Source organism: Bacillus sp. mrc49 (assembly GCF_002803435.1).
Genome location: NZ_PHNG01000709.1, coordinates 278,272 through 291,652, shown reverse-complemented (window position 1 = coordinate 291,652; position 13,381 = coordinate 278,272). Strand labels below are relative to the sequence as shown.

The 13,381-nt window shown below is 39.4% G+C and carries 11 protein-coding genes and 1 pseudogene; 9 read left to right on the top strand and 3 right to left on the bottom strand.

Annotation, left to right across the window (positions count from 1 at the left end; genetic code table 11):
- Positions 1 to 151: 151 nt before the first annotated feature.
- On the bottom strand, positions 152 to 1,144 hold the full coding sequence (locus CVN76_RS18485; RefSeq protein WP_100532489.1) for a LacI family DNA-binding transcriptional regulator: 993 nt from the start codon (positions 1,142 to 1,144) through the stop codon (positions 152 to 154).
- Positions 1,145 to 2,214: 1,070 nt separating this feature from the next.
- Here CVN76_RS18485 and CVN76_RS18480 point away from each other — a divergent pair.
- The 4 genes and pseudogenes from CVN76_RS18480 to CVN76_RS32455 form a co-directional block, all read left to right on the top strand.
- Entirely contained in the window at positions 2,215 to 2,940 is a 726-nt protein-coding gene (locus CVN76_RS18480) for a ThuA domain-containing protein (protein WP_100532488.1), read from the top strand.
- A 23-nt stretch (positions 2,941 to 2,963) separates the two neighbouring features.
- Positions 2,964 to 4,016: a Gfo/Idh/MocA family protein gene (locus CVN76_RS18475; protein ID WP_100532487.1), complete on the top strand. Its 1,053-nt coding sequence runs from the start codon at positions 2,964 to 2,966 to the stop codon at positions 4,014 to 4,016.
- A gap of 105 nt (positions 4,017 to 4,121) precedes the next feature.
- Complete coding sequence (locus CVN76_RS32460; protein WP_100532486.1) at positions 4,122 to 4,331, top strand: hypothetical protein; 210 nt, start codon at positions 4,122 to 4,124, stop codon at positions 4,329 to 4,331.
- 29 nt (positions 4,332 to 4,360) lie between these two features.
- Positions 4,361 to 4,607 (top strand): annotated as a pseudogene (locus CVN76_RS32455) (alpha-glucosidase/alpha-galactosidase); the annotation flags it as partial.
- Between the two features lie 224 nt (positions 4,608 to 4,831).
- Here CVN76_RS32455 and CVN76_RS18460 read toward each other — a convergent pair.
- On the bottom strand, positions 4,832 to 5,140 hold the full coding sequence (locus CVN76_RS18460) for a YetF domain-containing protein (protein ID WP_157805702.1): 309 nt from the start codon (positions 5,138 to 5,140) through the stop codon (positions 4,832 to 4,834).
- Positions 5,141 to 5,800: 660 nt separating this feature from the next.
- Between CVN76_RS18460 and CVN76_RS18455 the strand changes: the two genes are divergently transcribed.
- Together CVN76_RS18455 and CVN76_RS18450 are read left to right on the top strand one after the other, a co-directional pair.
- Positions 5,801 to 7,201 (top strand): MFS transporter, encoded by a 1,401-nt coding sequence (locus CVN76_RS18455; protein WP_100532483.1) that lies wholly within the window; start codon positions 5,801 to 5,803, stop codon positions 7,199 to 7,201.
- A 345-nt stretch (positions 7,202 to 7,546) separates the two neighbouring features.
- Positions 7,547 to 8,008, top strand: coding sequence for a GNAT family N-acetyltransferase (locus CVN76_RS18450; protein ID WP_100532482.1), 462 nt, complete (start codon positions 7,547 to 7,549; stop codon positions 8,006 to 8,008).
- A 433-nt stretch (positions 8,009 to 8,441) separates the two neighbouring features.
- On the opposite strand, the gene CVN76_RS18445 is transcribed toward CVN76_RS18450, so the two are convergent.
- Entirely contained in the window at positions 8,442 to 9,335 is an 894-nt protein-coding gene (locus CVN76_RS18445) for an AraC family transcriptional regulator (RefSeq protein WP_100532481.1), read from the bottom strand.
- Positions 9,336 to 9,463: 128 nt separating this feature from the next.
- Here CVN76_RS18445 and CVN76_RS18440 point away from each other — a divergent pair, with 128 nt between their 5' ends.
- From CVN76_RS18440 to CVN76_RS18430, 3 genes are all read left to right on the top strand, one after another.
- A complete protein-coding gene (locus tag CVN76_RS18440) occupies positions 9,464 to 10,789 on the top strand; it encodes an alpha-glucosidase/alpha-galactosidase (RefSeq protein ID WP_100532480.1) in 1,326 nt (441 codons plus the stop codon).
- A 112-nt stretch (positions 10,790 to 10,901) separates the two neighbouring features.
- The gene (locus CVN76_RS18435; protein ID WP_100532479.1) at positions 10,902 to 12,014 is read left to right on the top strand and encodes a LacI family DNA-binding transcriptional regulator; all 1,113 of its coding nucleotides are present in this window, start codon (positions 10,902 to 10,904) and stop codon (positions 12,012 to 12,014) included.
- The gene (locus CVN76_RS18430; RefSeq protein WP_100532478.1) at positions 12,011 to 13,276 is read left to right on the top strand and encodes an ABC transporter substrate-binding protein; all 1,266 of its coding nucleotides are present in this window, start codon (positions 12,011 to 12,013) and stop codon (positions 13,274 to 13,276) included. The genes CVN76_RS18435 and CVN76_RS18430 overlap by 4 nt, the downstream gene beginning before the upstream one ends.
- The last annotated feature ends 105 nt before the right edge of the window (positions 13,277 to 13,381 follow it).

The following is a 13,381-nucleotide window of genomic DNA, read 5'->3' as shown; positions in this document are numbered from 1 at the left end:
CTCCCGTCTGAAAATTTCGTCTATTTTATGCATAAGTAAACGTTTACTTAAATGTCATGAATAATTTAGAGTAAACGTTTACGTTAAGCCGTTTATTATTGGAGTGATAATAGTGCAATCACTATGCCCACCCCAATTCATACATTCGTTTTTATTCGCTATAGGCACGGACTGTATCACGTTCAGCAATATGATGGGGATAACGCTGGTTTATTTTTAAAGTTGGATTCAATAAAAGTTGAATGGAATCTTTACCCATCTTATATAAGGGCTGCGCTACCGTCGTAAGCGGGGGAATGGCCTTCTCGGCTGTAGCTGTATTATCGTATCCGATAATGGATATTTCTTCAGGTACACTGATGCCCTTTTTATATAAAAGTGATAATGCACCTACAGCCATTTCATCGCTTGCACAAAATACAGCTCTTACTTTCGGGTAACTTTTCAATAAGTTCTTCATCCCCTCAATACCACTCTTGAAAGAAAAATCTCCATACGTGATCATTTCCTTGGCCACTGTTATTCCAACGTTATTTAATGCATCTTTAAAGCCTTCAACACGTGGAGTTGTCGAAATGACATCGCTTTCCGTACCTGCAATCATTCCAATATCAGCATGGCCTTTTTTTACTAAATATGTAGTGGCATCGTAAGCAGCTTGATAATCATCTACTTTAATAAATGGAAGTGGATATTCAGATTCTGTGGCTACTAATACAACCGGTACATTATTTGTTTCAATTGCTTTATAGTAATCTAGCGTGATAAATTCACTGACGATGATAATTCCATCCACTCGTTTTTCATACAAAGCCTGCAAGTAGTTGATCGTTCGTTTACCATCATGATTCGTTTTACAGATCATTACACTGTAACCGAACTCATGTGCTTGTTCCTCGATTCCGGCTAAAACCTCACTTGCAAATAAATCGGATACATTGGGAACGAGTACTCCTATCGTTTTAGTTTTGCGATTAATTAAACCTCTAGCAACGGCATTAGGCTGATAACCAAGCTCTTTGATTACCTTTTTCACTCGCTGTTGTGTTTCATCCGAGTAGCCAGGCAAATTATTTAGAATACGAGAAACAGTCGCAACGGATACATTTGCTTGTTTTGCTACATCTTTAATGGTAATCGACATGTTGCACCAACTTTCTACGTAAACGTTTTCTAAAAAAACAGTAACATATAAATAAAGCGGTTTCAATACAATTTATATCAAAATTTGAATATTCTAACACAAATCGTTTGAATGGTTTCATAGGCAATCATTAAAAAAGACAAATATTATAAAAGCAGTGGAAAAGGGTCACCGGTGACAAATATAGCGGCCTCGAGATATGTAAAAATGCCCAAGATAGTAAATGCAACCAATAATATAATGTCATATTCCACACATACACCATGATAAATTCACTGTTGCACAGAAATTATCTAAGCAAAAAGGCGATTATTTCTACTTCTTTGGGGAGAAAAACCAGACATTGGAGAAGGGAGATGAACCAAACAAGGGAAATCACAGCTATGAATCAGGATAAATGAAGGGTCTTTTGGAAGCGGAGGTTCGCGGATGGAACGTAAGCTCGATTTCGGTTAGACCCCGGGTTCGTTCAGAAGGAAGAGGCTCAGTTTATTTGGACTGATCATCAATCAACTATGTAACTTTTTTGTTTTTACTGTCTATCCATAACGGAATAACCATACTTAATTCTGGAGTAACGGAATATCTTGTGAAGAAATAAAATTCAAAAATATCTGAAAAATCATTGAAAACGTTTTACGCATGTGCTAGGGTGTTTTTAGAAAACGTTTACCCAGGAGGTTGGTGAAAATTACAAGTAAAGAAGCAGCAAAGAAAGCCATAGTAACTGTTTCTGGCATTCGGAAAGAAAAGCAGTGCTTAGAAAAGTTTGGAAGAGACTAGATTATCACGCTAATACTGTCAAAGTATCGAATTGATCTTGATGCAACGGTAACCACCAGCACTCATAGGCGCATTCTGCCCAAGTGATGAAATGGCTGTCTACTCACGGGCATTGTTCTGCCATCATTTCCTATAAGTGAGAACCCACTATCAGTAACGTAAACGTTTACGTTGCTTTAACGATTTAATTCAGTGTAGGTCAAATCCACCCTATATGTATAGTAAAGTTGGAGATTTACAGAAAATAAGAACAATACTTGAAATTAAAATGAGAAGGAGTTTTTAAGATGGTAAAAGTAACTGTTTGGAATGAAAATCGACATGAACAAAAAAATCCAGTTGTAAGGGAAGTCTACCCTGAAGGTATTCATGGTGTGATTGCTGCCTTTTTGCAAGAAGCAGGATTCAATACAAAAACAGCTACATTGGATGAGCCCGAACATGGTTTAACAGACGCTGTTTTAGAGGAAACAGATGTGCTGATTTGGTGGGGGCATTTAGCTCACGATGAAGTAGACGATATAATTGTTAAAAAGGTACAGCAGCGTGTTTTAGATGGAATGGGCTTGATTGTATTGCATTCAGGTCATTTCTCCAAAATTTTCAAAGCATTAATGGGTACAAGTTGTGATTTGAAATGGCGCGAAGCAGATGAAAAAGAGCGTCTATGGGTAACAGATCCTGGTCATCCGATTACTGAAGGCATTTCAGAATATATCGAGCTGGAGCGGGAAGAAATGTACGGGGAACATTTTGACATCCCGGCTCCAGACGAATTAGTCTTTACGAGTTGGTTCGAAGGCGGGGAAGTTTTCCGCAGTGGCTGCACATATAAACGAGGCAATGGAAAAGTCTTTTATTTTAGGCCAGGCCATGAAACGTATCCAACCTATCACAATAAAGATATTCAACGTGTCATTATGAATGGCGTGAAATGGGCACACCCAGTTGACAGAAAACGTCCTATATACGGAAATGCTGAACCACTGGAACGAATTGCAGTGAAAAATTAAGGATATTAAAGGGGAAACTGATTATGAAAACAGTAAAAGTAGGAATTATCGGTTGTGGAAGTATCGCTCAACACCGCCATTTACCGGAATATAAAATGAACAAAGAAGTCGAGATCGTAGCGGTTTGTGATATAAATGAACAGCGCGCGCTTGAAGTTTCCAAGCAATATGGTGCAAAAGCGTATAAAAATCATGAAGAATTACTCGCTAGCGGCACGGTGGACGCAGTGAGTGTTTGCACGCCAAACTATTTGCATGCACCCATATCCATATTAGCTTTAAACAAAGGGGTTCATGTATTGTGTGAAAAACCAATGGCTACATCAAATGAAGAAGCTCAGGCCATGATTCAAGCAGCAAAAGATAGTGGCAAAAAACTTATGATCGGTCATAATCAACGCTTCGTTTCATCACATCAAAAAGCACGGGAACTAATCGAATGTGGTGAAATGGGAAGAATCTACAGCTTCCGGACCGCATTTGGTCATGGGGGGCCTGAGCAATGGAGTGTTGATGGTCAAGAGAGCTGGTTCTTTAAAAAGAATGAAGCGTTTATTGGTGCCATGGGAGATTTGGGTGTGCATAAAACAGATTTACTTCGTTACATTCTTGGTGAAGAAATCATTGAAGTAGGTGCATTTGTACAAACGAGTGCCAAAGGTTTTGCCAATGTTGATGACAATGCGGTTTGTGTATTGAAAACGGAAAGTGGAATTATTGGAACGCTCGCAGCTAGTTGGGCGTACGTTGGACAAGAAGATAACTCCACGATTATTTACGGTGAGAAAGGAATTCTTCGTATAGAAGATCATCCAACGTATTCCTTAATCGTTCAATACGCATCAGGGGAAGTTGCCAATTATGAGCTTGGCAAAATTCAATCAAACGATGAGGGCGGCCAAGATAACTCACATGTGATTGAGCAATTCGTAGATGCCATCGTAGAAGATAAAGAGCCAGCCGTTTCAGGTGAGGAAGGGGCAAAATCCCTATCTGTTATTCTAGCCGCTTTAGAATCTCATGAAACCAAACAAATGGTAAGTACCTTTTTAGCGATAAAAGAGGCAGCAGTTTAATATTGTCGGGGTCCTTGGTTCTCCTGCGATGAACTTCTTTACTGGTAGCTTAAAAAAGGCTATTTATCAAATGGGTCGAGCGTCTATCAAGGTGCCGGAAGGAAAATGAAAGTTGTACGTGAGCAAGTATATTTAGGTAAAAAACTGATTGTAGGCGTTCGTCCAGAAGATTTTCATGATGAGCCAGTTTTCATTGAAGCCTCACCAAATACTATCGTAATAAAGGTATTCGTTTTTCGCTTACTATCGAAATCATTAAAAAGAAAGCAGTCTCTAATAATACTTGTATGGACTTTGAGATATATTGCTTTATAAATAAATGGTGAAGGATAAGGATTGTTAGTTCCAATCTGCCGGAAAAAGCAGTTGTGGAGTTGCCTTGCCGCGAATTGAAATGGCATTACACCAGCGTATATGGGTGAACTTCCAGAACAGCTTGCGCCCCTGAATCGTTCAAATACATATCTATTAACCATTGAAGAGGCAATGATTACCAAAATACCCAAATGTTATATCAGGCAGCAATGCGCTTGATTCGCATATAGCGGCAGAACTTTCATTGATGATATCATCAGCAGATGTGACGACTAAATTGAAGTGAATGGAAATCTGTTCCAAAAATATAAAACGAATCAAGAAGCCATCAGACAGTAATACTGTCTGATGCTCCATGATAGTCATTCAATATTTTAAGAGAAAATCGGGACTCCTATAGCCATAATAAAACATCTACAGAGTCGTAAGTCTTGTTCCATGATGAAGCACCATCTGTCCTCATTTTATTATGTAGGCATTTGTAAATGCCAAGAGTCCATCTAATACAACACTAAGGATTTTTTGAAGGATATGTTTGGATATAGATTCGTCTCACTCGTTTTATAAATTTTTTTCTGAAGCTCCTTCATAAGCCATTCTTTTGATTTTTTTACGGATTGAAGTTCTTCCTCTTTTATTTTGCCGTCCTCCATTACTAATATAGAAGGAGGTTCATCTCCAGGATCCAGTCCAGGCATATCAGGTGTGACACTTCCTGTCTTCGTATGAAGCTTTACACTGATTCCCCCGCCTGGCTCAAGATATAAATCAGGCACTTCCCGAAGAAAGCATGGTACGTACCTGTTCAAGATCCAGATGATTTTTTTTCATTTGTTTCATATCCAATTCGCATTACGAATAATCAATGAAGGTTGCCCTTTGAGCAACTTTTTCATGCTATCTTTTTTCAGGGCGCAAACCTCTATAAATCCCCCAAAGGCAAATGGCAAATAAATCATTGAATCACCTCATCTATTGTACTATTTCTCCCCTATTGACAAGGCTTAAACCAAATAGTACCAGGATTAATTTTTCTATAATGGCACTTTGTATTATAGAGTAGAGATTTCAGCTTATGGACAGAAGGAAAAAGGGTTGAACGAATGAATATGGATACGGTGTAACGAAGGAGAGAAATTTGGATTGATGGGATCGCAAAAAAATGTATCCATATAAAAACCCCAGCGTAATTCTTCACTTGCTTTCTTCTCTTTGCAGCGGAGGTATCAACCAAAAGGGCTATTGTAAGCAAATAAATGAATATAATTCAATTTTTGTATCAAAATAATGAATGTCCAAAGGTTTTTCTGTTTTTGGTGAAGCAGTCTAATGTTGGAATTGTTTGCACATAAGAAGACAGTGTTTTATTTGGGATAACATGAGAGGGAATACAAGAGGTCTGTTTTTGCTCCAGCTTGTCTTCATTTCTCATTCTTGTACAATCGCATCGCATGGAGGTGACATGATTATTGAAGTTTAACAAGAAAAAAATCAACGTTGTGGATATTCAAACAGCGAAGAAAAGTGTGTTTGCTACAGGTGTGGGAAACGCCATGGAGTGGTTTGATTTTGGCTTATATTCCTATTTGGCTGTTATCATTAGTGAAAACTTTTTTAGTGCTGTTGAGAATGATGAGCTAAAATTGGTGTTCACTTTTGCAACCTTTGCGATCGCTTTTTTAATGCGCCCCATTGGCGGTATTATATTCGGTAAAATCGGAGATAGATTAGGAAGAAAAGTCGTTTTAACAACCACGATCATTTTGATGGCTTTTTCAACCTTACTGATCGGATTGTTACCTACATATGATCAAATTGGTATATGGGCGCCGATCCTTTTATTGATCGCTAGAATTATTCAAGGTTTTTCAACTGGCGGGGAATACGCTGGTGCAATGGTCTATATTGCAGAATCTTCTCCAGATAATAAACGTAATATGCTTGGTAGTGGTTTGGAAATTGGTACGCTGACAGGGTATATTTTAGCTTCAATACTTGCCAGTGCACTCTTTATTGTTTTATCTGATCAACAGATGGCCTCATGGGGGTGGAGGATCCCGTTTCTACTCGGCTTACCTTTAGGGCTGATTGGATTGTATTTAAGAAAAAGTTTAGAAGAATCACCGATTTTTGAAAATGAACTTTCTGGTGATGAAGTCCAAGAGGAAGGCTTCCTATCTATTCTAAAAAATCACAGGAAAGATATTATCGTATGCTTTGTAGCTGTTGCCTTCTTTAATATTACAAGCTATATGCTATTATCATACATGCCTTCTTATTTAGATACGATCATTGGATTATCGAGTACTGTAGGAACCGTATTAATTACGATTATCATGGTAATTATGGTGCCGCTAACTTTAATGTTTGGAAAGCTCAGTGATAAAATAGGCAACAAGACGATTTTATTAATCGGTTTAGGCGGATTGACCTTATTATCTGCCATTTCTTTTTATTTGATAAACTTGAATGCTTTAGTATTTATTTCGTTAGGGATCCTCATTTTAGGTGTACTGCTTTCAACCTATGAAGGCACGATACCAGGATCGTTACCAACGATGTTCTATACTGATATTCGATATCGGACATTATCAGTGACCTTTAATGTCTCGGTTTCAATATTCGGCGGAACCACCCCATTGGTTTGCACATGGCTTGTTCACCAAACGGGAAATAACTTAGCACCTGGATTTTATCTGACAGTGGTGAGTATTATCGGATTTTTAGTGATATTATTCTTGTTCGATAGTACTTCAGGTAAATCCCTAAAAGGGTCTTACCCAACAGTCGCATCGAAATCCGATTTTCAGGAAGCAGTTGAAAATCCAAAAGATTCACTATGGTGGCAAAATGAACAAAGAGACAAATAAGTGTAATTAAATAGCATCAGTCAGCCGAATGACTACCCGAAATATAGACACTCGAACAAGAGCGTCTGTATTTCGGGTTTTTGTTTTATGTTGGTAATTACGATCAATAAAGCCATGAGGAAACACGAAGGAGTTATGGATGGAAATGACCATTCAAACAAAGGATCTTGCTTAATTTGGAAGCATCATCCGACAGGTGGTTTGCTCTTTCCCCATTTAATGATCTTAGACTGAAATGCGTAGCGAATTGTATCCAAAATATCGGAGGAAGTAGAAAAGGGCATTTTCATATCAGTCTTGAATTTAATAAAGAAGTATGTCAAATCAAAATTGGAGGTGAAATTTATGAAAGTACGCTTGAAATGTGTAACGAGAGAAAATTGGGAAGAGGCATTGGCACTGAAAGTGAAGGAACGGCAAAGGAACTTTGTACCGCCAGTAGCCGTATCACTTGCTAAAGTTTATATAAAACCAGACGGGGATAATATCGTTTATTTGCCCTTCGCCATCTATGACGGAAAGATGATGATCGGCTTTATCATGCATGCTTACGATGAAAATACGGCGAATATGTATTGGATTAACGGATTCATGATTGATGAGAGTCATCAAGGTAAAGGGTATGGCAGGGCGGCACTGTCTGAGATGGTTCATTGGATAGCGAATAGGTTTACTGGTTGCAAAGAAATTCGGCTCACGGTATTCAAAGAAAACGAAAATGCACGGGAATTATATAAACGTTTTGGCTTCCTTCCCACAGGAGATGTATATGGAGAAGAAGATGTGTGGTTTCTGCCTCTAAAATAACGATTGTTCTACTGAACAATTATGGGGTGTTTTGAGGGATAGAAGGATGGACTTCTAAAATATACATGTCAAAGCCATCTCCTATCCTGACAAGATAGGAGATGCATCAAAATGATGAAAGCCTGCTGGTATTGTAACCATGATGATCTCGGAAATGGATGAAATCGATCGGTTTCATCCATTTTAACGCTAATAATTGATATGAATTGATTCAAAATACGCTCTTTACATAATTATTTGTAAAGTGAATGACAGATTTTAAGGGTAAATGGATTGATTTTGTTCAAAATTATGGGGCTTTTTGTGGATTTCATGGCAGCTTGAAATTAGGGACGTACTTGTCCTTTTGTTACACGGATACATTCACTCGCAAGGATTTCTTTCAAGATACAAGAATGATGTGAGGGCAGATCCATTCAATCAACTTACATAGCTAATCAATAATGACATGCTGAAATTCCGGCATTTTCTTATCTTTTCGAAAACTGTCTGCAGAGTTGCCAATCATTTTCTTGAAAACTTTACTAAAATAATTCGCATTATCATAGCCCGTTTCCGTTGCGATTTCCTGAATCGTCTTATTTGTGATTGATAAAAGTTCCATTGCTTTCTGTATCCGTATCTTCGTCAGAAATTGAATAGGGGTCGTTTTCATGTACTTTTGGAATTTATTCGTAAAATAGTATTTGGACAGTCCGGCATGCTTGGCGATGGATTCCAATGATAGCGGTTCCTGATAGCGTGTCGTCATGAACTGAATCGCCATCAGGATATCATCCGGTATCCCAGGTTGTGGGCTATCCAGTCCTTTCGCAAAACGGTATAGTCCCATGATAAATTCATAGGCAAATGCAGAAGAAGTAAAGGTATCCTCTATGCCTTCATTTAACGCAAATTGATAGATTTTCTGCAGCAAAAAAATTAACGGGGCATTTGCATCCACTGGGACTACCAAGTCAAATTGTTTGATCAGGAGGTCCCAGCATTCCTCGGCTTTATCTCCCTTCAGGGTAATGAAGATAAATTCCCACTCCGGACTTTTTTCAGGAAGATAATAACAATGTTCACTAGGTACTTTGACGATAAATGCTTCGCCAGGTTTAACTGCAAACGTTTTTTCACCTACCCGAACTTCTCCATATCCTTTCAGTGTATATTGGAAAATACACGTTTTTAAATCATTTGGGCGCATACGGCCATCCCAGTAATAATCAGTCGACGTTCGTTTTTCCAAACCGATGGAGGTTATCAGAGCTGCCTCAGTTAAAGGCTCCTTTGAAATATGATAGACAAAGCTATGGTTATGGTCATTTGATCGAGATAGCAATATATTACCTCTTTTCCGATTTTATTTACCATTGCTTGGATATTGTAAGCGCTGTATTATTTATTTTAACAATATGTTAATTAAAATTTACTAAATTTTCAACACTAACTTTTAATGGAGGATGACAAATGAAAAAAATTACATTCATCGGCGCCGGAAGTACCATTTTTACCAAAAACGTATTGGGTGACTGCATGTTGTCTCCGTCTCTCCAGGATTTTGAATTTGCTTTGTTCGATATCGACCCCGACCGTCTTTTAGAATCAGGAGTATTGCTCAACGCTTTGAAAAGAACAGTAAATGCCGGTGTTACGATCAAGACATACACAGATCGGAAAGAAGCATTGCATGGTGCAAAATATGTGATTAATGCCATTCAAGTCGGAGGATACAAGCCGAGTACAGTCATTGATTTTGACATTCCGAAAAAGTATGGCCTCCGTCAGACAATTGCCGACACAATTGGAATGGGGGGACTGTTCCGTGCGCTGCGTACGATTCCCGTCATGCTGGAGATTGCTAAGGATATCGAAGAAGTTTGCCCGGATGCTTGGCTCTTGAATTACACAAACCCGATGGCCACACTAACAGGAGCTGTTTTACGGCATACAAATGTGAAAATGGTTGGCTTATGCCATAGCGTTCAAGTATGTACAAGCGATCTACTAAAAGATCTTGCTATTCCATACGAAAACATTGAAGAACGAATTGCCGGCATTAATCATATGGCATGGCTGCTTGAAATCAAATCCAATGGCAAGGATTTATATCCTGAAATTAAGAAACGGGCGAAAGAAAAGCAAAAATCAAAGCATCATGACATGGTCCGCTATGAGCTAATGGACAAATTCGGATACTATGTGACGGAATCTTCTGAACATAACTCGGAATATCATCCTTTTTTCATTAAAGACAAATATCCTGAATTAATTGAACGATTCAATATTCCCCTAGATGAATATCCACGTCGATGTGAAGAACAAATTGCCAATTGGTTAAGAACGAAAGAAGAGCTGATGAATGACGAAAATTTAACGCATGAGCGCTCCAAAGAGTATGGATCGCGCATTATTGAAGCGATGGAAACGAACGAACCATTCGTATTTGGCGGCAACGTGTTAAATACCGGCGGCCTCATTTCCAATCTGCCGGAAAAAGCAGTTGTAGAGGTGCCTTGTATTGCGAATCGAAATGGCATTACACCAGCCTATATGGGTGAACTTCCGGAACAGCTTGCAGCGTTGAACCGCTCAAATATCAATACACAGCTATTGACCATTGAAGCAGCTATGACAAAATCATCCGAAAAAATTTATCAGGCCGCTATGCTTGATCCTCATACGGCGGCTGAGCTTTCCATGGATGATATTATCAGCTTGTGTGACGACTTAATTGAAGCGCATGGCGAGATGCTCCCGGAATATAAAATGGATAAAAAAGCTATCAAACAGTAAAACTTTCTGAAGTTAAATATCAGAACATTCTGATTATGAGTTCGTGAGCGATATCTTTCCATGCTACACTCATTTTGTTCAGTAAAATTTACTAAAAATTGAGGGAAGTCAAATGGCAACAATTAAAGATATTGCCAAACAAACGAATTTATCCGCTTCTACAGTGTCGCGAGTCTTAAATCATGATGAAACACTTTCTGCTTCACCAGAAACGAAACAAAGAGTTTTCCAGATGGCCAGAGAATTAAATTATCGGACGGTCAAAAGCAGGCGCATGCAAAATCTGGTCCATCAAAAAGAAGCAGGTAAAACAGGAGATACAAAAATTGGAATGGTACTGCTTCAGTCACAAGAGGAAGAAGCAAGAGATCCATATTGGCAGTCCATTCGGGAAGGCATTGAAAAAGAAAGTGCCGACAGGGGAATCACTTCGTTAAAGTTAATACGGCTTCAGCATATGGTCAAAGCAAAAGATGAACTTTCAGAACTGGACGGATTAGTTGTGGTTGGACGGATAGACACACAGATTCTTGAATCAATTTACGAATATAACCGCAATATTGTTCTTATTAACCAAGACGCGCATAAAGATCAATTCGATTCAATCATCTTTGATTATGAAAAAGCAGCCAGCCTGGCGATGGATCATCTAGGTGATTGTGGGTACAAGCGAATTGGCTATATTGGAGGGACAGAACGAATATACGTCGAAGAAGCACAGGCATTGAAGAAGAAGGTTTATATACCTGACGCGCGCAAAACCGTTTATGAAAGCAAAATGAAGGAGCGAAATGCCTATGATCGGGATTTGCTGTTTGTAAAAGAATATTCCATTCACTCCGGCTACGATTTAATGAAAGGTGCGGTTGGAAAGGGCAGCTTGCCAGAAGCATTTTTTATCGCGAGTGACTCAATGGCAATTGGTGCCATAAGAGCGCTTCAGGAGGCAAATATCCGTGTTCCGGATGATGTAGCAATCGTCAGTTTTAACGATATAGAAATGGCCCAATTTACAACACCGCCGCTGACAACCGTGAAAATTCCCACGGAAGAAATGGGCCGGTTTGGCGTCAAAATGATGCTTGATAGGTTAGAAGGCCGGGAAATGCCTGTAAAGATTATCGTTCCAACCACTTTAATTGTCCGGGAGAGCTGTGGTGTAAAACAGAAGAAGCTGGCAGAAAATCATCCACTAAAAGATATTCATTTGGAGGGAAATCCATGAAAAAACGAATGGTATTATCCGTACTTTCTATATCAGCAATGATTGCACTGACAGCCTGTGGAAATAACAGCGTGAATAGCGGAGGAGAAAGCGGCGGTCAAGTTAAATTGACACTTATGTCCACGGCAACGGTAAAAGCGGACATGGATACGTTTAAAGAAATCGTAGCGGATTTCGAGAAAGAAAACCCAAATATTGATATTGAAGATACATACCCAGGGGACGGTTATGAAGACCTTGCACGCGTTAAAATGGCAGCGGATGACATGCCTGACCTATTCGACACGCACGGGTGGGCAAAAAGTCGGTATGGGGAGTACACTGAAGATTTAGGTGATATGGAATGGGCAGCAAACTTGGATCCGGCGATGAAGCCTATTTTGACGGACGATGAAGGAAAACTTCACGCCTTTCCAATTAACCAGGCTCTGGACGGATTGTCTTACAATAAAACCTTGCTAGATGAATATGGCATTGAAGCACCGTCAACATTCAATGAATTCATGGAGGCACTCGAAGCCGTTAAAGAAAAAAGTAATGGAAAAGTCGTTCCATTTTGGTTGGGAGGGTCTGATAAAAGCCAATTTGGCCAATATTTTGATCAATTTTCAACGCCGCTCCTTATCACCGATAAAGAAGACAGCTATAAAAAAGAGCTTTTGGACGGCTCCTTTGATTGGTCCAACTACACGTATCTTCCTGAAAAGCTGAAAGAAATGAATGATAAGGGATTGTTGAATAAAGACGTGCTGACAGCCCAATTAACACAGGGTCCAGAATTGATGGCACAAAATAAAATTGCGTTTACGATGCTGAACGGTTCTATTGGCCGTGAAGTAACGAAGCTGAATCCGGAATTGAAAGTTGGCACCATGCCGGTTCCCGCTATACATCCAGGCGATTCACCTAGCTGGATCGGGGGAGAACGACTGACGCTTGCCGTATCGAAAAAATCGGAACATCTTGAAGAAGCAAAGCAATTTATCGAGTATATTGCCCAGCCGGAAGTAGCGAAAAAGTTCGCGGAAGGAACGTCTCTTCCATCAGCGTTGACAAATGTAGAAGCAGACAATTACTTTGCGGAATTTTATAAACGATATGAAGGAACACAGATTCAGCCTTATTTTGATCGCATGTATTTGCCAAGCGGTATGTGGGATCCGATGGGCTCAACGGGACAAGAACTTATTGCAGGGACGATGGAGCCCGAACAGGTTTCTGAAAAAATGGCACAGGAATACACACGGTTAAGAGGTAAGTGACAGCATTTGGAAAAGGAGCGGGCACCAGCTCCTTTTCTCCAATAGCTTAGAAAAAGGAGCTGTATAAAATGGCTGTAGTGCTGACGAAGGCATCTGAAAAAACGA